The 21,608-nt window shown below is 38.6% G+C and carries 19 protein-coding genes; all 19 read left to right on the forward strand.

Annotated elements, in window-relative coordinates; genetic code table 11:
* Positions 1-41: 41 nt before the first annotated feature.
* The 19 genes from rsmH (at position 42) to ACFSBH_RS08105 (ending at position 21,605) form a co-directional block, all read left to right on the forward strand.
* On the forward strand, positions 42-1,022 hold the full coding sequence (gene rsmH / locus ACFSBH_RS08015) for a 16S rRNA (cytosine(1402)-N(4))-methyltransferase RsmH (protein WP_251511032.1): 981 nt from the start codon (positions 42-44) through the stop codon (positions 1,020-1,022).
* Positions 1,019-1,393 (forward strand): cell division protein FtsL, encoded by a 375-nt coding sequence (ftsL, locus tag ACFSBH_RS08020; protein ID WP_251511028.1) that lies wholly within the window; start codon positions 1,019-1,021, stop codon positions 1,391-1,393. The genes rsmH and ftsL overlap by 4 nt, the downstream gene beginning before the upstream one ends.
* An 11-nt stretch (positions 1,394-1,404) precedes the next feature.
* Positions 1,405-3,672 (forward strand): penicillin-binding protein, encoded by a 2,268-nt coding sequence (locus ACFSBH_RS08025; RefSeq protein ID WP_251511024.1) that lies wholly within the window; start codon positions 1,405-1,407, stop codon positions 3,670-3,672.
* Between the two features lie 85 nt (positions 3,673-3,757).
* Complete coding sequence (locus ACFSBH_RS08030) at positions 3,758-5,680, forward strand: stage V sporulation protein D (RefSeq protein ID WP_251511022.1); 1,923 nt, start codon at positions 3,758-3,760, stop codon at positions 5,678-5,680.
* Between the two features lie 61 nt (positions 5,681-5,741).
* Positions 5,742-7,214 (forward strand): UDP-N-acetylmuramoyl-L-alanyl-D-glutamate--2,6-diaminopimelate ligase, encoded by a 1,473-nt coding sequence (locus tag ACFSBH_RS08035; protein ID WP_379596992.1) that lies wholly within the window; start codon positions 5,742-5,744, stop codon positions 7,212-7,214.
* 2 nt (positions 7,215-7,216) lie between these two features.
* Complete coding sequence (locus ACFSBH_RS08040) at positions 7,217-8,593, forward strand: UDP-N-acetylmuramoyl-tripeptide--D-alanyl-D-alanine ligase (protein WP_251511009.1); 1,377 nt, start codon at positions 7,217-7,219, stop codon at positions 8,591-8,593.
* Positions 8,594-8,631: 38 nt separating this feature from the next.
* Positions 8,632-9,594, forward strand: a complete 963-nt coding sequence (gene mraY / locus ACFSBH_RS08045) for a phospho-N-acetylmuramoyl-pentapeptide-transferase (protein WP_379597118.1) — start codon at positions 8,632-8,634, stop codon at positions 9,592-9,594.
* A complete protein-coding gene (gene murD / locus ACFSBH_RS08050) occupies positions 9,591-10,940 on the forward strand; it encodes a UDP-N-acetylmuramoyl-L-alanine--D-glutamate ligase (RefSeq protein WP_251510999.1) in 1,350 nt (449 codons plus the stop codon). Before mraY ends, murD begins: the two co-directional genes overlap by 4 nt.
* 69 nt (positions 10,941-11,009) lie before the next feature.
* Positions 11,010-12,122: a stage V sporulation protein E gene (gene spoVE / locus ACFSBH_RS08055; protein WP_251510991.1), complete on the forward strand. Its 1,113-nt coding sequence runs from the start codon at positions 11,010-11,012 to the stop codon at positions 12,120-12,122.
* 687 nt (positions 12,123-12,809) lie between these two features.
* The gene (locus ACFSBH_RS08060) at positions 12,810-13,610 is read left to right on the forward strand and encodes a cell division protein FtsQ/DivIB (protein WP_251510989.1); all 801 of its coding nucleotides are present in this window, start codon (positions 12,810-12,812) and stop codon (positions 13,608-13,610) included.
* Positions 13,611-13,824: 214 nt separating this feature from the next.
* Positions 13,825-15,114 (forward strand): cell division protein FtsA, encoded by a 1,290-nt coding sequence (ftsA, locus tag ACFSBH_RS08065; protein ID WP_251510986.1) that lies wholly within the window; start codon positions 13,825-13,827, stop codon positions 15,112-15,114.
* A 99-nt stretch (positions 15,115-15,213) separates the two neighbouring features.
* Positions 15,214-16,356 carry a cell division protein FtsZ gene (gene ftsZ, locus ACFSBH_RS08070; RefSeq protein WP_251510980.1) on the forward strand — a complete coding sequence of 381 codons (1,143 nt, stop codon included), beginning with the start codon at positions 15,214-15,216 and terminating at the stop codon, positions 16,354-16,356.
* Between the two features lie 246 nt (positions 16,357-16,602).
* On the forward strand, positions 16,603-17,523 hold the full coding sequence (gene spoIIGA, locus ACFSBH_RS08075) for a sigma-E processing peptidase SpoIIGA (RefSeq protein ID WP_251510972.1): 921 nt from the start codon (positions 16,603-16,605) through the stop codon (positions 17,521-17,523).
* Between the two features lie 13 nt (positions 17,524-17,536).
* Positions 17,537-18,256 carry an RNA polymerase sporulation sigma factor SigE gene (gene sigE, locus ACFSBH_RS08080; RefSeq protein ID WP_251510963.1) on the forward strand — a complete coding sequence of 240 codons (720 nt, stop codon included), beginning with the start codon at positions 17,537-17,539 and terminating at the stop codon, positions 18,254-18,256.
* 125 nt (positions 18,257-18,381) lie between these two features.
* On the forward strand, positions 18,382-19,164 hold the full coding sequence (sigG, locus tag ACFSBH_RS08085) for an RNA polymerase sporulation sigma factor SigG (RefSeq protein ID WP_251510952.1): 783 nt from the start codon (positions 18,382-18,384) through the stop codon (positions 19,162-19,164).
* A gap of 158 nt (positions 19,165-19,322) precedes the next feature.
* A complete protein-coding gene (locus tag ACFSBH_RS08090; RefSeq protein ID WP_251510944.1) occupies positions 19,323-19,583 on the forward strand; it encodes a YlmC/YmxH family sporulation protein in 261 nt (86 codons plus the stop codon).
* Positions 19,584-19,627: 44 nt separating this feature from the next.
* On the forward strand, positions 19,628-20,464 hold the full coding sequence (gene pgeF / locus ACFSBH_RS08095) for a peptidoglycan editing factor PgeF (RefSeq protein ID WP_379596998.1): 837 nt from the start codon (positions 19,628-19,630) through the stop codon (positions 20,462-20,464).
* 25 nt (positions 20,465-20,489) lie between these two features.
* The gene (locus ACFSBH_RS08100; RefSeq protein ID WP_251510933.1) at positions 20,490-21,161 is read left to right on the forward strand and encodes a YggS family pyridoxal phosphate-dependent enzyme; all 672 of its coding nucleotides are present in this window, start codon (positions 20,490-20,492) and stop codon (positions 21,159-21,161) included.
* A 27-nt stretch (positions 21,162-21,188) separates the two neighbouring features.
* A complete protein-coding gene (locus ACFSBH_RS08105) occupies positions 21,189-21,605 on the forward strand; it encodes a cell division protein SepF (RefSeq protein ID WP_251510925.1) in 417 nt (138 codons plus the stop codon).
* Positions 21,606-21,608 lie beyond the last annotated feature (3 nt).

Below are 21,608 nucleotides of genomic sequence, written 5' to 3' on the forward strand. Positions count from 1 at the left end.
CATAGACATTTTACAAACATGAGAATAAAGCAGGTGAGGGCTTGTTTGAACATTATAGTGTATTAAAAGAGGAAACAATTGAGGGATTAAATATTAAGCCTGACGGTACATACGTTGATTGTACAGTTGGTGGCGGTGGCCATTCACTGGAAATAGCATCTAGATTAAATGAAAATGGCTTACTGATTGCGTTTGATCAGGATGTTGATGCTTTGGAAGCAGCTAAGAAGAGGTTGGAAGAATACCATGACCGAATCCAATTCATCCATGCCAACTTTCGTGAGTTGGAAAATGAGCTGGAGAAACATGGAACCCAAGAAGTGGATGGGATCATCTTTGATTTAGGTGTATCTTCTCCCCAATTAGACCGAGGAGAAAGAGGATTTAGTTATCATCAGGATGCAGAATTAGACATGCGTATGAATCAAGAAAATGAATTGACCGCTAAAGAAATTGTGAACACATGGCCTTATGAAAAGCTGGTCGGGATCTTTTTCCAATATGGTGAGGAAAAGTTTTCTAAGCAAATCGCCCGCAAGATAGAGGAATATCGGGCTACATCAGAAATAACCACAACCTCACAATTGGTGGAAATCATTAAAGAAGCTATTCCTGCACCGGCCAGGAGAAAAGGTGGGCATCCTGCTAAACGAATCTTTCAGGCCTTGCGAATTGCAGTGAATGACGAATTATTTGCATTCAATGACGCATTACATCAGGCAGCAAAGCGTGTTCGTATTGGCGGGAGAGTGGTAGTAATTACATTCCATTCACTGGAAGATCGAATTTGTAAACAAGCGTTTAAGAAGTGGAGTACACCGAAAGAGACACCACGTCATTTACCTGTTATTCCACAAGAGCATGAAGCGCCATTTAAATTGATTACACGAAAACCAATTATTCCCCAAGATGATGAACTGGAAGAAAATCGCAGATCACGCTCGGCGAAACTAAGGATTGCTGAAAAAACAAAAACTTGGAATGAAGAATTCACATATGAGGAAGGATGGAGACGGAAATGAGTGCTAATCAAGCGAGAAACTGGGAAGTAAATACGAGACCAAGTCAAAATCAGGTTCCAAAAGTTTCAGTAAAGGTTAAGAAACAAGGCTGGATAACTAAAGGAGAAAAGATTATCTATTCTATTGTTGCAGCTGGCTTGATCGCAGCGGGGATTTTTATGGTATCCATTTCTTCCCAAACGGATACTTTAAATCGAGAAGTACAACAACTTGAGAGAACAGTTGAACAACAAAAAATTGCAAACGAGGGGTTAGCATTTGAAGTAAAGGAATTATCACGTCCTGAACGGATCATTTCCATTGCAGAATCTCATGGATTAAAAATTCAAAATGCTGAGGTCAAACAGGCACAAGCAGTGGAGAATGAGTAAGAAGGTATTATATGAGAAAAAATAGAACAACTCATATGATGGCGGGGATATTAATCATTGTCTTCGTTGCAATTTTTGTTGTATTAACTGGCAGGTTTATTTATATTCAAGCAACAGGTGAAGTGAATGGCGTTTCTTTAGAAGAATGGGCAGAACAAAAGCGCACATCCTCTTATATATTGCCTGCTGAGCGAGGTAAAATACTTGATAAAAATGGTATGATATTAGCCTATGACAGGCCAACGTACCGTATGTATGCAATTATCGACGAGACCTATTCAGAAGACCCTGAAAACCCTCGACATGTAGTAGATGTTGATAGGACTGCGGAGGAACTTGCAAAGGTGTTTGAAACCGAACCGGAAGTTTTCAGAGACTCATTGCAGGCAGGTCTTCAGGCAGAACCACCACGGTTCCAAGTGGAGTTTGGCAATATTGGTAAGCAGTTGACACAAAAACAAAAGGAAGAAATCGAAGCACTGGGCCTTCCAGGTATTTATTTTGATGAGTCTCCAATGCGCTTCTACCCGAACGGAATGTTTGCTTCCCATATTATCGGCTTTGCTAGAGAAACCGAAATAGAAACGGAAGATGGAGTAAAAACAGAAGTTACAGGAATAGCGGGTATGGAACGGCAAATGGATGAATACCTACGTGGGACGAATGGCTATATTTCATATCAAAGAGATTTATATAATTCAAAGCTATTAGATCCGAATGAAATAATCAAAGAACCAGAGCATGGCGATGATGTGTATTTAACTCTCGATCAGAAAATCCAGACTTTAGTGGATGAAGCACTAACTACAGTTGAAAAAAAGTATGATCCTGAGCGGATGACAGCTGTTGTAATGCATGCGAAAACTGGCGAAGTCCTTGCGATGAGCAGTCGTCCAAGTTACAACCCAAATAACCCTGCGAATGTTGAGAACTGGTATAACGATGTAGTATCCACCCCAATTGAGCCTGGTTCGACAGTTAAGATGTTTACTTGGGCTGCAGCTATTGAAGAAGGGTTATATGATGGCAATGAACTCTTTAAATCTGGAACATATAACGTAAATGAGAAAATTATCCCTATTCGTGACGTTAACGAAGGAAAAGGCTGGGGTCTAATCTCTTACGATGAAGGATTTGAACGATCTTCAAACGTTGCCGCATCCAAACTAGTATGGGAAAAGATTGGTACAGAAAAGTTCCTGGATTATCTTCACGCTTTTGATGTTGATAAGAAAACAGGTATTGACTTGCCGGGAGAAGTAACAGGAGAGATTTTATATAATTGGCCAAGGGAAAAATTAACTGCCTCCTTTGGACAAGGAAGTACGGTTACTCCGATTCAAATGATGAAGGCTGCAACTTCGATTGCAAATGATGGTAAAATGGTGAAGCCTTATGTGATTAGTAGAATTGTAGATTCTACTAGCGGTGAAGTCATAGAGCAAAATAAACCTGAAGTTGTTTCTGAACCGATTTCTAAAGAGACGGCCGAACAAGTCCGTGGTTTATTAAGACGAGCTGTCGAAGGTGAGCATGCAACAGGAAAAAGATTCAAGCTCGAAGATTATTCTATTGGCGGAAAGACAGGTACTGCACAAATAGTAGGACCGGATGGCAAATATATGAAAGGTAGAGAAAACATGATTTTCTCATTCCTAGGTATGGCACCAATTGAAGATCCTGAGCTAGTCATCTTCGTTTCTGTACAGCAGCCGAATTTAGAGATTGGTGAATATGGCTCGATGCCAGTTTCATTTATTGTTAAAAATGTGATGGAAAATAGCCTGCATTATTTAAATATCGATCCGGATGAAAGTGAAGTTGAAGAAATTGAACGATTCGAAGTGCCAGATTTTAATGGTGAAGAACCTGAAAAAATCGCACAAAGTATGAATGAGAACGGTATTAAAGTTACAGTGGTTGGTGAGGGAAATACTGTAACACAAGCGAATGTAGAGCCGGGTGATAAGATTCTACCTACGAAGCATGTTATTTTAGTCACAGATGAACCGTCAATGCCAGATGTGACAGGATGGTCAAAACGGGAAGTTGTTCAACTGGCAGAGATGCTAGATTTACAACTTGAGAGTTTTGGCAGCGGGTTTGTTGTTCTTCAAAGTGTGGAACCGAACACTCCACTAAGGGAAGGTTCTTATCTAGGAATAGAATTGCTACCGCCTAATGAAGAAAGAGATCCTGTTGAAGAAACCGAGGAAAATGGTTCTACAGAAGATGAGCAGATTGACGGAGAAAATGAGAATCAAGATGAAACAAACTAATCGTGACAAAGGATAAACAGTGTTCTATTCGTTTTTTAAAACTCATATAGTGGATACAAGCCTATCTATGAAGAGGAGTGCAAGTATGAGACGCGTATCCACCACTAGGGTTAAAAGACGAATAGTTGCTGTTTTTCTTTTTGCTTTACTTATTCTAATTACAATTACAATCAGACTGGCTTATGTACAATTTGTCATCGGAGACAAGTTGTTTGTAGAAGCTAACGAATTGTGGACGAGAGATATTGTCTTCGCTCCGGAACGGGGAAAAATTCTAGATATGAATGGAGTGCCGTTAGCGGAAAATGTAACTGCACCTACTGTAACTATTGTACCGAGACAAATTATCGACCCCGAATTAACTGCTGAACAATTGGCAGTTATTTTGGATGCTTCAGAAGAAAAAGTCTTCCAAACAATCACAAAATCTGCTTCCAGTGTGACGATACGTCCAGAAGGCATTAAAATTTCTGAAGAGCAAGAACGTGCAATCCGCACACTGAATCTTCCTGGTGTCTATTTGGCTAAAGACTCCAAGCGACATTACCCATATGATACGTATTTATCCCATGTGCTTGGCTTTACTGGAATTGATAATCAAGGTCTAATGGGTCTTGAACAATATTATGACGATAAATTGCAGGGCAAACCTGGAAGTTTATCGTTTTATTCAGATGCGAAAGGTAACCGCTTAGATACTCTTGCTGATGTCTACACACAACCTCGGGATGGATTGCATTTGAAAACGACAATAAATTCACAGGTACAAGCAATTATGGAACGTGAACTTGATCTTGCTGTATTAAAATACAATCCGGATGGTGCGATGGCAATTGCTGTTAACCCAAAAACTGGTGGTATCCTCGGTATGACAACACGTCCCAATTTCCATCCTGAGAATTACCAAGAGGTGGACTCCAAAGTGTTCGACCGTAACCTCCCGATTTGGAGTACGTACGAGCCTGGGTCAACCTTTAAGATTATAACCTTAGCAGCTGCACTAGAAGAAGATATTGTTAATCTCGAAAACGATCACTTTCATGATGATGGTGATGTCACTGTATCGGGTACACGAATTCGTTGCTGGAAAAGTGGAGGGCACGGTGATCAAACATTTTTAGAAGTCGTGCAAAACTCCTGTAACCCTGGTTTCGTTGATTTAGGTCAAGAACTTGGAACGGAGCGGCTATTCTCTTATATTGATGCTTTTGGATTTGGTAAAAAAACAGGGGTCGATTTAAGTGGAGAAGGGAATGGAATTCTATTTAAACCTGAAAATGTAGGTCCGTTAGAGCTAGCCACCACTGCTTTTGGTCAAGGTGTATCAGTTACTCCGATTCAACAGGTGATGGCAGTTGCTGCAGCAGTAAATGGCGGGTATCTATATGAACCATATATAGCTTCTGAATGGATTGATCCTGTTACGGAGGAAGTTGTGGAGAAGAATGAACCGACAATCAAGAAAAATGTCATCTCCAAGGAAACATCTGATGAATTGAAATACGCACTGGAATCCGTAGTTGCACAAGGGACAGGTCGCCCTGCATATGTTGAAGGGTACCGAGTGGGAGGAAAGACTGGAACTGCTCAAAAAGTTGGCCCTGACGGCAGGTATATGCAGAATAACTATATAGTTTCATTTATTGGCTTTGCTCCAGCTGATGATCCAGAAATTGTAGTATATGTCGCAGTCGATAACCCAAAAAATACGGTTCAATTTGGTGGAGTAGTTGCTGCTCCAATTGTAGGGAGAATTATTGGAGACAGCTTACCTGTTATGGGTGTAGAAAAGCGTAAAGATGGAATAGAAAAAGAATATATGTGGCCTGAAGAGCCATTGGTCGAAGTTCCTGATCTCGTTGGTCTTAAACCACAAAAGTTAGCAGAGTATATGTTGAATTTGTCTGTGGAAGTCAGTGGGGATGGAGAACGAATAATTGATCAAGAACCGAAGCCTGGCGAGAAAGTTATACCAGGTTCCAAAATTAGAATATTTTTGAGTGATTGATGATATGTGTATAAGTCATCCTTTTCCCATCGGTATAGATTTATTGGAGAAGGGTGTTCCGATGAAATTAAATGATTTGTTATTCAAAATGCCGTTCGTTTCAAGTCCTGCCGAAGATTTTGAGGTGGAAATTAGTTCCATTGAAACGGATTCGAGAAAGGTGAAGCCTGGCAGCTTGTTTATTTGCATAAAGGGTCACCAAACGGACGGTCACCTATATGTACAGGAAGCAACTCAAAAAGGAGCTGCGGCAATCATTGCAGAAACTGAAATAGAAAGCAGTGTACCTGTCGTTTACGTAAAAGATTCATCACGAGCACTTGCAATCATTGCAAATACATTTTATGACTATCCTACGGCCAATTTCCCGTTGATAGGGGTGACGGGAACAAATGGTAAAACTACAGTCAGTTATCTTCTTGATTCCATATATCAAAACTTTGGTAAAAACACGGGTCTGATTGGAACAATACAAAACAAAGTTGGCAACAGTTATAGAGAGACGAGTAATACAACACCGGATGCACTTGTGCTGCAGCGTCTCTTTCGCGAAATGAAAGACATTGGCGTTGATCAAGTGATTATGGAGGTTTCTTCACATGCATTAGATTTGGGAAGAGCCTATGGATGTGATTTCAACACTGTAATATTTACCAATTTGACTCAGGACCATTTGGATTACCATCACGATGAAGTGAACTATTTCCTTGCTAAAAGTTTATTATTCTCACAGCTGGGAAACAGCTATCATCATGGGAGTAAATATGCAGTCATAAATATCGACGATAAATATGGTAAGAATTTACAACAGATGACAGCACAGCCGGTTGTGACTTATGGAATCAATTGTTCTGCAGATGTTATGGCTGATGATATACAACTTTTTGCGAATAAGACTATTTTCAGATTGAAAACACCTGTAGGAACAGTTAAAATTACGAGTAGGCTTACTGGTATATTTAATGTATACAATATGCTCGCGGCAACTGCTGCAGCTATTCTCGATCATATTCCATTAGAAATCATACAGGATACGTTGAAAGTAATCCCTTCAATACCAGGCAGGTTTGAAGCCGTCGATGAAGGTCAGTCATTTGGCGTCATTGTAGACTACGCACATACACCTAATGCCCTCCAAAACGTATTGGAGACATGTAGAGGTTTGACGACTGGTCGATTGTATTGTGTCATCGGTTGTGGCGGTGACCGGGATCCTAGTAAACGGCCTCTAATGGCAAAAGAAGCTGTAAACTTGGCGGATTATGCTATTTTCACATCCGATAATCCGAGAACTGAAGACCCCGCAGCAATTATTGAGGATATGATTCAAGTATTTGATGATAATGTAACAAATTATGAAAGTATACTAGATAGGAAAAAGGCGATAGAGAAGGCTGTATTTTATGCGGAAGAAGGGGATTTAATCCTTATCGCCGGTAAAGGACATGAAACTTATCAAGAGGTAAGCGGGAAAAAATATCCGTTTGATGATCGAATTGTCGCTAAAAATGCTATTCTTACTAAGGAGATTTAAACATGTTATTTTCATTCCACGATTTAGAAAAAATATTTAAAAACCATCATCATATCAATCATCTACCACCGATAGAAAGAGTAACGACGGATAGCCGTGTGAAAGCTCCAAACTCACTGTTCATTCCAATTGTTGGTGAAAATTTTAATGGCCATGATTATGTGGAGCAGGCGATTGAAAATGGTGCAATTGCAGTAATATGGGATGAGAAGGAGCAGCTGCCTGCTTCCATCCCGAATGATTTCCCTGTTTTTTTCACCACTGATACGACGAAAGGTTTACAAGACTTGGCTGCTGAATACCGGAATCGAATTGATCCTATAGTAATTGGAATTACAGGTTCTAATGGGAAAACAACTACGAAGGATCTTGTTTCCGCTATTGTGAAAACCACTTATCGTACGCATGCCACTTTGGGGAATTTTAATAATCAAATTGGTTTACCTTTAACCATTCTAGATATGCCAGAAGACACAGAAGTCCTTGTTCTTGAACTTGGAATGAGTGGCTTTGGCGAAATAGATTTGTTGACTAATATTGCGAAGCCAGATTATGCCATAATCACGAATATTGGTGAATCCCATATAGAATTTCTTGGATCAAGACAGGGGATTGCTAAAGCTAAACTTGAAATTGTCAATGGCTTGAAAGAAGATGGCTGTCTTATCGTTGATGGAGACGAACAGCTATTACAAGAGATACAACCTGCAGGGTTCCGTATGTTGCGCTGTGGCTTTTCCGACGATAATGACATGCAAGTGACGCGTGCAGAAGTAACATTGGAAGGAACTTCATTCAGCCTTTCCAATGGAAGTGAATTTCAAGTCCCTCTATTTGGTGAGCATCATGCAAAAAATGCGGCATATGCTATTCAAATTGGAGAACAGCTAAAAATTCCACTTGAAAAACAAAAAGCTGGAATATCTTCTTTGGCTTATACTTCCATGCGTTTTGAGTTATTACAAGCAGAGAACGGAGCAACGGTTGTGAATGATTCCTACAATGCGTCTCCTACTTCCATGAAGGCTGCAATTGAAGTAATTAAACAAATGGATGGTTTCGCAACAAGAATTCTAGTGCTTGGAGACGTTCTTGAACTTGGCACATTTGCGGATGAGATGCACCGTTCGATAGCAACTGTCATTTCCTCGCCGATCACTCACCTTTATACATACGGTAATCACGCGAAGCTAATCAAAGATAATGTAAACAACCGCGCTATCACGTGTCAGCACTTTGAAACGAAAACCGAATTAGTTGTTGAACTGAAAAAACAACTGACCGAAGACTGTCTTGTATTATTTAAAGCTTCACGAGGGCTTGAATTTGAGTCGATGGTCAATGAAATAGTTATTGAACATAAAAATGAGGAGCAGTAATTAAGGGGGAATTAGACTTGAATACAACAATTTTATTTATGACAATAGGAATAGCATTTCTAATTACTGTTCTTTTTTCGCCACTATTTATTCCATTTTTGAGACGATTAAAGTTTGGACAAAGTATTCGCGAAGAAGGACCACAGTCACATCAGAAGAAGAGCGGTACACCGACAATGGGTGGAATCATGATTATTTTAAGCATCGTCATCACTTCATTCATTATGGTTGGGAAAGTTAGTGGAGGAATCGGTTATGAACTATGGCTGTTATTACTTGTTCTCATTGGCTATGGATTGTTAGGATTCCTTGATGACTTTATTAAAGTTGTAATGAAAAGAAATCTTGGTCTTACTTCCTTGCAGAAGTTGCTAGGACAAATTTTGATAGCAGTTATATTCTTTTTCATTCTAAAAGCTAACGACTTTTCTACTTTTGTTCAGCTTCCTGGAACGAATATCCAATGGGAATTGGGTTGGTTCTATGCAATCTTAGTTATTTTTATGCTTGTTGGTTCGTCAAATGCGGTGAACTTAACAGATGGACTTGACGGACTGCTTGCTGGAACTGCGACTATTGCATTTGGTGCATTTGCAATTTTAGCTTGGTATGGTATGCCACAGGATGATATTGCGATTTATTCATTAGCTTCTGTTGGAGCTTTACTAGGATTCCTCGTTTTCAACGCCCACCCCGCGAAAGTATTTATGGGAGATACCGGATCTTTAGCGCTCGGGGGCTCGATAGCTGCAGTAGCCATCCTGACGAAAATGGAAATACTTCTAGTGATTATTGGCGGTGTTTTCGTCATTGAAACATTATCTGTCATTATCCAAGTAATTTCCTTTAAGACAACCGGTAAACGAGTATTTAAAATGAGTCCATTGCATCATCATTACGAGCTTTTAGGCTGGTCAGAATGGCGTGTCGTCACAACATTTTGGTTGGTTGGCCTCGTATGTGCAGCATTGGGGATATATATTGAGGTGGGCCTAAATTGAGAAAACTAGAGAATTTTCCATATCAACAAGTGCTTGTCCTTGGATTGGCGAAGAGCGGTACAGCAGCTGCCAAAACCTTGTTGAGGAACGGAATGAAAGTCCGTGTGAATGACAAGCAATTAAGTGAAAAATCGACTATTGTGCAAGACCTGGTTGCTCTTGGCGCTGAAATGGTATTAGGTTCACATCCGTTATCTGTACTTGAAGGTATAGAAATAGTTGTAAAGAATCCAGGAATCTCATATGAGAATCCAGTACTTGTAGAAGCAATGAAACGAAAAATTCCAATTGTGACAGAGATAGAAATTGCATATCAACTTGTTCCTGAGTTGCTGATAGGAATTACAGGATCGAACGGGAAGACGACGACGACAACATTAACAACTTCGATGTTGCAGGAAAGTAATCGACCAGTGAAAGTAGCTGGAAATATTGGAATCGTCGCTACTGAAGCAGCTGAAAATTTAGCAGAACAGGAAGCTCTTGTTTTGGAACTCTCCTCATTCCAACTCCAAGGCACCATCGCGTTTCGACCTAATATTGCGGTCATCCTTAATGTATTTCAAGCGCATCTTGATTACCATAAAACATTGGAAAATTATAAACAAGCGAAGTTCAACATCTTCCGAAATCAAACGGAAGAGGACTTTTTAATTTATAATGCCGATGACGATGAAATTGAAGAACAGGTTAAAACTGCAAGAGCTAAGCTAATCCCTTTCTCCACTACTAAAAAATTGGAGGAGGGTGTTTGGACAGATGGAACATCGGTATATTTCTTAGATGAAAAAGTAATAAACTTAGAAAAAATTGTACTTGTAGGTAACCATAATCTAGAGAATATATTAGCTGCAGTAGCTGCAGCAAAATTAGCAGGTGCAACGAATGAAGGCATTGAACGTGTACTAACAACTTTTACAGGTGTGAAACATCGCCTGCAATTTGTTGATAAGGTACATGGTCGTCTTTTCTACAATGATTCAAAAGCAACTAATATGCTTGCTACTGAGAAAGCTTTAGCGGCTTTTAAACAACCGACGATTCTGCTAGCTGGTGGACTGGATCGTGGTGATGATCTGAGTGAATTAATCCCTCATTTCAAGCATGTTAAAGGCTTAGTCAGCTTCGGAGAAACGAAGGAGAAACTGGAAAAAGTTGCAGAAGAAGCCAATGTTCCAATTATTTTAAATGCAGAAAATGTAGAAGAAGCAGTAAAGGTAGCTTACGAGCATTCAGAAGAAAACGATGTGATTCTGTTGTCTCCCGCTTGTGCTAGCTGGGACCAATACCGCACCTTTGAAGAAAGAGGAGACATGTTTATCCAAGCCGTGCATAAACTATTATAGGGGCTTGGACAAACAATAAATTAATAGATATTTTGCCCCTATTCTTAAACGAAAGAAAGGGGTTTTTTCATGCTTAGAAATCTCACAAAAGCTGAAAATAGACCGGATATGCTTTTGTTTACCGTTATTATTGCGTTACTGATCATCGGCATAATTATGGTGTATAGTGCTTCACATGTATGGTCCTTGTATAAATTCGATGATGAGTTTTACTATGTTAAAAGACAACTTTTATTTGCTGGGGCTGGAATAATCGCTATGATATTTTTCATGTTTGTTCCCTATACTACTTGGAAAAAGTATTCAAACTTCATCTTGATTGGATGTTTTATTTTACTTCTTCTCGTTTTGATTCCCGGTATTGGAATGGTAAGGGGTGGGGCGAGGAGCTGGATTGGTGTAGGAGCATTCAGTATTCAGCCTTCTGAATTTATGAAACTTGGGTTAATTATCTTCCTGGCAGCTTTATTATCCGAAAAGCAAAAGTATATCACTTCTCTGACGAAAGGCTTTCTACCGTGCTTGTTGCTCATTTTCACTGCTTTTGGATTAATTATGCTCCAACCTGATTTAGGAACAGGTCTAGTGTTAGTCTTAACCTGTGTCACAATGATTTTTATTGCCGGAGCAAGGATTTCTCATTTTGTTAGTCTTGGGATAATAGGGTTGATTGGTTTCGCTTTATTAATAATATCTGCGCCATATCGAATAAATCGGATTACTGCATTTCTGAATCCGTGGGAAGACCCGCTTGGAGACGGTTTTCAAATTATCCAGTCTCTTTATGCAATTGGTCCAGGAGGTTTGATGGGACTTGGTTTAGGTAATAGCTTACAGAAATACTTTTATTTGCCTGAACCGCAAACTGATTTTATCTTTGCCATCCTTGCTGAAGAACTTGGATTCATCGGCGGACTCGGCCTGATTACCTTATTATTTTTATTACTCTGGCGGGGAATTAAAGTAGCACTAGAATCTGCCGATCCTTTTGCCAGATATTTAGCTTTAGGCATCGTATCGATGCTGATTATCCAGGCAATGATCAATATCAGCGTTGTCATCGGCTTAATCCCAGTAACAGGCATTACCCTCCCGTTCTTAAGCTATGGAGGCTCATCATTAACCTTAACACTATGTTCTGTTGGGATATTATTAAATTTAAGCATTCACTCTAGGATTTAGATAAATAGAACCAAGGTCTAAACTTTGAATTAAGAATAGAACCTGAAGTCCGCAGTGCAAATACCTCTCTCTTTCCGCCGGCGGCCCGTGAGCCTCTGATGCAAAGGACATGGCGTTCTTATTCAGCTTCGCTATGCTGTGGGATCCCAATCCGACCTATTCTTCTGCAGAAGTCAAAAGTATTTGGACTATCCCAGAAGATCAGTTAGTTTAGTTTGTGGATGTTTTATCTGCATTAAATAAAGATAATATAAAATGATTGTGCAAAGGAAATTCAGGATTCAAATTAAAGTGGCCTTTTACTGATTTTGTTAATTTTTTGCTGACATAAATAAAAATACAATGTATCAACTTTAGTTTTGCTCGGAGCAGCCCCGATACACCGAAGACTCCTGTGGGAGCAAAGGCATCGGTGAGACCCCGCAAGGCGCTTGTGCCTGAGGAGGCTCACCAGCCGCCCACGGAAAGCGAAGGNATTAATTCATCTAAAATCCATCATTTTAAATCAATTACTTTTTTTACCAATAAAAACTTACATTTCTATGGTAAGTATACTATCTGTTAACTACTAATCTATGATATAATTCTAATAACTAGATATAAACGGCATTTTTATTGCCGTTTTTAAATTTTACTATAATCTATATAAAAATTAGACTTAGTCTGCTGATAAAGGAAGAAATGGAGATGAATAAAGACAATAAGAATATCGTTTCCATCGAGGATCGTATTCCTAAATTAAAAGAAGCTCGAAAGAAAAAAGCAAATCGACGTTTGGTTTTTTACATGACAATCTTTTTCTTCTTAATTTCTATTATCGTTTATCTGCAATCACCATTAAGCGAGGTAAAAACAATTACTGTACATAACAATTCCTTTATAACTGATGAAGAGATTACAGAGTTGTCAGGCTTATTGGATAAACCAAATATCTGGGCTATTGACTTTGCTGATATTGAGAGCAAACTGAAAGACAATCCAGTGATTGAAGAAGTGGATGTAGAAAGAAAGCTGCCTAATACGGTAGCAATCACAGTCGAAGAAAAAGAAATTATTGGTATTATTGAAGATGGAACGAATTACTTACCAGTTCTACACACTGGTGAAGTTTTAGACTCAGTCGAATATCAATCCTTTACTGGAGAAGCTCCGTTATTAATAGGTTTCACCGATGAGGAGTTTTTAAAAAAGATGGCTGATGAGCTCTATCAATTGCCTCCTGATATTTTGGATTTAATTTCTGAAGTTTATTGGAAGCCTGAAGAAGGAAATCAAAACAACATCTTACTCTTTATGAATGATGGATTTGTAGTGAAAGGAACAATTATGGATTTTGCCGAAGGGATGGCTGTTTATCCTTCAGTAGTTTCCCAGCTTGACCCAAATACTAAGGGTATCATACATATAGGTGTTGGTGTTTATTTTGAATCCTTTGAATCAGATGCCGATATAGAAGAAGAGGAAGAAATAGAGGAGTCGCTAGAATAGGGCGGAATGATGTTAATATGATTGGGAACGACTTAAAATAAAAAGGCAATACGAAAAGTATAGAAGCAGACAGGATTATTTTCTATAAATAAAGGGAAATGTACTGCTTATGTTGAATTAATTAATGATACTGTTAGAAAAAATATTAATGCTAGACTGCTATGTTTAGATAATTATAACTGGAATGTAATGTAATTTTTGGGGGTGCCATTCTTTGAATAATAGTGAAATTCTCGTGAGCCTTGATATAGGTACATCGAAAATTAAAGTGATAATTGGAGAAGTACTAGATGATTCATTGAATATAATCGGAGTCGGAACAGCAAAATCCCTTGGTATGAAAAAAGGTGCCATTGTTGATATTGATCAGACGGTACAATCGATTCGTAGTGCGATTGAGCAGGCAGAGAGAATGGTAGGCATGCAAATCAATCGTGTTGTTGTAGGAATCAATGGAAATCATATATGGCTCCAACCTTGCCATGGCGTTGTTGCTGTCCAAAATGAAAGTAGAGAAATTGATGATGAAGATGTGACTCGTGTGATTGACGGTGCACAGGTAGTTTCAATTCCTCCAGAAAGGGAAATTATAGATGTGGTTCCAGAACAATTTATTGTAGATGGTCTGGATGGAATCACGGATCCACGAGGAATGATTGGTGTTCGTCTTGAGATGGAAGGTACATTGATTACTTGCTCAAAGACGGTATTACATAACACTTTGAAATGTGTTGAACGGGCAGGACTTGAGGTTTCTGATATCTGTCTTTCACCTTTAGCTTCTGGTTCAGTCGCTTTATCCAGTGACGAGAAAAATATGGGTGTGGCACTGATTGACGTTGGTGGTGGATGTACAACGGTCTCCATATTTGAAAATGACTATTTAGTTGCCACAAGTACAATCGCACTTGGTGGAGATAACATTACGAAAGATTTATCCATCGGTCTCCGGACCTCAACGGAAGAAGCAGAAGATATTAAACTGAATTATGGTCATGCTTTTTACGATGACGCGGATGAAAATGAAACTTTCGAAGTCTCCATTATTGGCAGCAATAATAGACAAACATATAACCAATTGCAAATTTCTGATATGATTGAGGCAAGAATGGAAGAAATCTTTGAATTCACGGCAAGGGAAATTAAGCGGATGGGCTACAACGAACTGCCAGGAGGCTTTGTGTTGACTGGTGGTACGATGGCAATGCCGGGTGTGAGTGAGTTGGCACAAAGTCTGTTTTATTCCAATGTCCGTATTGCGATCCCTGATTATATAGGGGTGCGTGAGCCACTTTATACGACAGGAGTCGGTATATTGCAATTTGCTTATCGGAATGCGAAAATTCAAGGTAAGCAGTTATATCCGGCGATTAGTGAAGTTGAACATGAATCTAAGCCGAAACGTAATCCGAAACAATCCCAAACGAAACCTAGAGAAACAAAGGAAAATAAAAAGAAAAAGGAATCTGGAATTGCTAATTTATTTAAATATTTCTTTGATTAATTGAAGGAATTTGTTGTGCCGGAACAATTTGTTCAAATGGCATTTTCTATAATTAGCTTCTAGAACGCTTGTAATTTTGCAAATTAGGAGGAACTGAGTATGTTGGAGTTTGATACTGGTATGGAGGAATTAGCGAAAATAAAAGTTATTGGCGTTGGCGGAGGCGGTAATAATGCTGTTAACCGTATGATTGAAGATGGTGTTGAAGGAGTAGAATTCATCACTGTCAATACAGACGCACAAGCTTTAAACTTATCAAAAGCAGAAATAAAAGTTCAAATCGGAACAAAATTGACTCGTGGATTAGGTGCGGGAGCTAATCCGGAAGTTGGTAAAAAAGCTGCCGAGGAAAGTAAAGAACAATTGGAAGAAGTGCTTTCTGGAGCGGATATGATATTTGTAACTGCTGGAATGGGTGGTGGCACTGGTACAGGTGCGGCACCAGTTATTGCACAAATTGCAAAAGAACTTGGAGCGCTTACTGTGGGTGTAGTAACCCGTCCGTTCTCTTTCGAAGGAAGAAGAAGGCAGAACCAAGCGGTTAATGGTATTGATACATTGAAAAGCAATGTAGATACATTAATTACTATCCCAAATGACAGATTACTAGAGATTGTTGATAAGAATACACCGATGTTAGAAGCATTCCGTGAGGCGGATAATATCCTTCGCCAAGGGGTTCAAGGGATTTCCGATTTAATTGCTAAACCAGGTCTGATCAACGTCGACTTTGCTGATGTGAAGACCATTATGTATGACAAAGGTTCAGCACTTATGGGAATCGGGATTGCTACGGGTGAAACAAGAGCAACAGAGGCAGCGAAAAAAGCTATCTCCAGCCCGTTGCTTGAAACTTCGATTGATGGTGCGCATGGTATCCTCATGAATATTACTGGTGGCGCCAACTTAAGTTTATATGAAGTTCAAGAGGCAGCTGATCTTGTGACAAATGCAGCAGACGAAGAGGTTAACGTTATCTTCGGTTCAGTAATCAATGAAAACCTTAATGATGAAATTGTCGTTACAGTAATTGCAACAGGTTTTGATGAAACAGTTAAAAAACCTACAACAACTGTAAAAAGGGATAGCAGACCTGCTATTGCAGAAAGACAGCACGCAGCTACACGTGCTCCTGAAGAGCAACAACAACCGAAACGGGAAACTAATATTCCTAGACCAAAAGTGGAAGAGGACGAATTAGATATTCCTACATTCTTAAGAAATCGCAACCGGAACCGCTAATTAAATCATGTTTAATATAAACAGAGCAGATAATATTCTGCTCTGTTTTTTATTTTTTACTCTATAAACCTAGTTGAAAGTCGTATTTTAGCATATTTCCTATTCCGACAAACCCCGAATATTTTAGTGAAAAGTAGTTGTTTATCGCATACAAGAACTGACAGACTTTTTTTGGAGCTTGAGCTATACTTCAATTTACATCTGGAGATTACTATTTTTTTATAAGAAGTAGAAAGGGAGAGAAAGTTGACTATCTATCTTGATGCAATATGGCTACTAAATTTTCTATTGGACTTTATGCTGCTTTTGCTGACTGACAAGCTGGCACGTTTACATACTAGTCGATTGCGATTGGCATTTGGTGCATTTGTAGCTTCATTAATCGTACCAATAACCATCCTTTTCCCGGACTCTTTTTTCACAAGTATTATTGGAAAATTACTTTTTTCCATGTTAATTATTTTAGCTAGCTTTGGGTTTAATAAGATCTCTCAGGTGTTGAAGTTATTGGCTTTGTTTTACATGATGAGCTTTTCAGTTGGTGGTGGATTGATTGCTATCCATTTTATAGCCGAACAGCCCTTTACCATCTCGCAATCCGGATTTTTAACGTATAACACAGGATATGGGGATCCGATTAGTTGGTTATTCGTTGTAGTATTTTTCCCTGTTGTTTGGATATTTACGAAACAGCGTATGGACAAGCACGTTCAAGACAAAATCCGTTATGATATGAAAATACCTGTCTCTATAAAGATAAAAGGTGAAAGCCACTATACTAATGGATTTATTGACAGTGGTAATCAGCTTATTGATCCCTTCACTAAAAAACCGGTTATTATTTGCGATGAAGAATTTCTATCTGACTGGTTTGAGCAGTCAGAGTGGGATCAATTGGAGAAGGCTTATCATCACCTGGATATGGATCAAATTCCTAAAGCATGGATTGATTACTTAAGAATTATTCCATATCAGGGGGTTGAAGGGGGGAATGGCTTTATTTTTACTATCGTTCCAGATGAAATGATTATTCACTATGATAGCAAAGAGATCTATACACGTAATTTTCTAGTTGGGATTCAATTTGGAAATTTAACGAAAGATGGAAATTATAATTGTTTATTGCAGCCGGAACTCATTCAATCGGCGATAACTTATTCAGCATAAAAAGAGAGGGTTGATGAGCATGTGGAAAATTCGATTGAGATTATATTGGTATCGCTTACTAATTAAATTAAAGATTAAATCCCCCGAAATATATTATATTGGTGGAAAAGAAGCACTGCCTCCTCCACTTAATAAAGAGGAAGAGGAGGAGCTGTTGAACTTACTTACTAAGGGAGATCAATCAGCAAGGGCTTTATTAATTGAGCGGAATCTACGTTTGGTGGTATATATTGCCCGGAAGTTTGAGAACACCGGTATTAACATAGAAGACCTGATCAGCATTGGAACAATTGGATTAATTAAAGCTGTGAATACATTTAAGCCAGAAAAGAAAATAAAGTTGGCAACATATGCATCACGTTGTATTGAAAATGAAATACTTATGTATTTGCGAAGAACCAATAAGCTCAAGTCGGAAATTTCCTTCGATGAGCCACTGAATATTGATTGGGACGGCAACGAACTGCTATTATCTGATGTTCTTGGCACAGAGGAAGATATCATTACAAAAAACCTTGAATCCACAGTAGATAAAAATCTGTTGAAAGATGCGCTATCGCAACTGAATAAACGGGAACAACAAATTATGACTTTGCGTTTCGGATTACACGGTCAAGAAGAAAAAACCCAAAAAGATGTTGCAGATATGTTAGGTATATCCCAATCTTATATATCCAGATTAGAAAAGAAAATTATTCGTAGGCTTCAAAAAGAATTTAATAAAATGTTGTAAGTTCTACATCCACGTGGCTTGATTACGTTTTACCAAATTCTGACTCTTTTCAGGTTGCATAAAAACCCTTTTGGAGGGAGATACTGTCCTTGAACAGCATCGACATCTGGGAGGGTTGAGCAGATATGGCTAGACATAAAGTAGAGATTTGTGGTGTAGATACATCCAAACTACCAGTATTGAAAAATGAAGAAATGAAAAAGTTATTCATACGACTCCAGGAAGATGGTGATCTCTCAGCAAGGGAAGAGTTGGTGAATGGAAATTTACGTCTTGTGTTAAGTGTGATACAACGTTTTAATAATCGAGGAGAATATGTTGATGATCTGTTTCAAGTTGGTTGTATCGGGCTTATGAAATCGATTGATAATTTTGATTTAGGACATAATGTAAGGTTTTCCACATATGCAGTACCAATGATTATTGGAGAGATACGACGGTATTTGCGTGATAATAATCCAATTCGTGTATCTCGATCATTACGTGATATAGCTTATAAATCATTACAGGCGCGAGAATTGCTGATGAGTAAAACTTCGCGTGAACCGACACATAAAGAAATAGCTGAAGAGACTGGAATCCCAGAGGAAGATATAGTCTTTGCTTTGGACGCTATCCAAGAACCGGTTTCTTTATTTGAACCGATTTACAACGATGGAGGCGATCCGATTTATGTAGTTGATCAAATTAGTGATGAAAAGGATAAAGCAACAAATTGGGATGACAAAATATCACTTAAAGAGGGAATGGTCCAGCTAAACGAGCGAGAAAAACTTATCTTAAATAAGCGATTTTTCCAAGGAAAAACCCAAATGGAAGTAGCAGAAGAAATCGGAATTTCTCAGGCTCAAGTTTCAAGGTTGGAAAAGGCCGCAATCAAACAAATGAATAAGCGAATGTTTGAATGAATACAATAGGGCAGTCGTTCAGTTAGTGACATACAGATTAAGAAAGTCCAATAGTCACTGGGCGCCTGTGCTTGATTAAGAAGCAGGTATATACCTGCTTTTTTATTTTGTCTTAAAAAGGTATAGGACCTGCATATAGTGTATAAAGAGGTGATAAAATGATACGCTTATCGGATTTGCAAATGAAGGAAGTCATTTCAGTTGTTGATGGAAGGAGATTAGGATTTATTGTTGATTTGGAGATTGATGTGAAGACGGGTAAAATTGTTGCATTGATTTTAGCGGATAGAGATTCGAAAGGTGGGTTTTTCAGTAAAGCTGAAGAGATCCAAGTGCTTTGGAAACAAATTCTACGCATCGGGGAGGACGTTATCCTTGTTAAGGAATCCATTGACCAGCGTACTTTGATGTTACCTTAATATGAAGGACAAAATAGGTTATCTACTAGACAAAATATGATAAAATGAAACAAGATAAAGGAGGCGGACTTGAAGTGGAACCATTTCATTTGGAACAGGAACAGATTTTACAATTAAAAGGATGGCAACAATCATCAACAAATCTAGTTGCAGGCATGACGACAAAGAATGGCGGTGTAAGTAAAGGCAATTTCTCCACCTTTAATTGTGGTCTCCATGTTCAAGACGTTATTGACGATGTGCTTGAAAATAGAGAACGTCTAGCAGCGTTAACAGGTTTCCCTCTAGAGGATTGGGTAGCGGCTGAACAAGTTCATGGGAAAAAAGTACAGCTTGTGTCTGGATTGGATAAAGGTAAGGGAGCATTTTCAACTGAATCTGCTTTATCCGGGATTGACGGAATATTGACAAAGGAGAAAGGTGTATTACTAATAGCATTTTATGCTGATTGTATCCCACTTTACTTCTATGATCCTGAAGAAGAAATCATTGGGATTGCCCATGCCGGATGGAAAGGCACAGTAAACCAAATTGGAAAAGAAATGATTACTCGTTTTAAGGAAAATGGGTCCAAGCTGGAAAACATCCAGGTCACAATCGGCCCAGGAATTTCTCAGGAACACTATGAAGTGGATGAGCGGGTTGTCTCCCATATTGACCAACAGTATCGGGATAAAGTATTAAAATCTAAAGGAAATCAACGCTTTCTTTTAAACCTAAAAGAGTTGAATAAAGAAATCCTTTTACATTCCGGAATATTAAGGCATAATATAGATATGACAAATTACTGTACGTATCGAGATAAAGATTTATTTTTTTCATACAGACGTGACCAGGGAAAGACAGGCAGAATGCTTGGTTTCATAGGTATGCGGGTATAAAGAAATTAAAGGGGATTGTTTGAGAATGGTTGTAACAACGAACTTAGAAGAAATCAGAAAAAACATGGAAGCAGCATGTAAACGGAGTAATCGAAATGTAAAGGATATTACATTAATTGCTGTAACGAAATATGTTACAATTGAACGAAATAACGAGCTGTTGGAAGCTGGAATCCAACATTTTGGCGAAAACCGAAATGAAGGATTCTTGGAGAAGTACGAAGCAATTGGTGAGAAAGCAAAGTGGCATTTTATCGGTACTTTACAATCCAGAAAAGTTAAAGATATTATTGACAAGGTAGACATGATTCACTCCCTGGATCGTAAATCCTTAGCGAAAGAAATAAATAAACGGGCTTCTAAGACAATAGAATGTTTTGTTCAAGTCAATGTAAGCGGAGAAGAAACAAAGCATGGGCTATCCGTCGAGGAAGTAGAATCTTTCATTGAACAAATTGCTCAATATGACAAAATTAAAGTAGTCGGGTTAATGACCATGGCTCCTCATATCGAAGACCAGGAAGAAATACGTAGTGTTTTCCAGCAACTTGCCCAACTAAGGAATAAAATCAAGGATAAAAATTTAGCCCATGCACCTTGTCATTATTTATCCATGGGGATGAGTAATGATTATAAAATTGCTATTGAAGAAGGAGCAACACATATCCGTATAGGTTCAAAACTAGTTGGTGAATAAAACTACCCTTTATAAGAGGTGAAGGAAATGAGCTTTAAAAACAAAATTAAGAACTACTTTACAATGGACGAAGAATATGAATACGAGTATATTGAAGAGGACGATCTACCTGAGAAGGCTGCTCCAAAACCAAAGAATCAAAATGTTGTAAGTTTGCAGAGTGTACAGCAACCTGCTCAAAAGGTAGTCCTTTGTGAGCCGCGTTCTTATAATGAGGCACAAGAGATAGCGGATAATATTGTTAATAAACGTGCAGTTGTCATAAACCTGCAAAGGGTGGAAAGTCATCAAGCTAAACGGATAGTTGATTTTCTAAGTGGGACTGTTTATGCATTGAATGGAGATATTCAAAAGCTGGGTGCTGAAACATTTTTGTGTACTCCTGATAATGTAGATGTGACTGGTTCCATCACAGAATCATTCACTTATGAAGATGAATATTAAAAA

Source organism: Oceanobacillus luteolus (assembly GCF_042678205.1).
Taxonomy (GTDB): Bacteria; Bacillota; Bacilli; order Bacillales; family Amphibacillaceae; genus Oceanobacillus; species Oceanobacillus luteolus.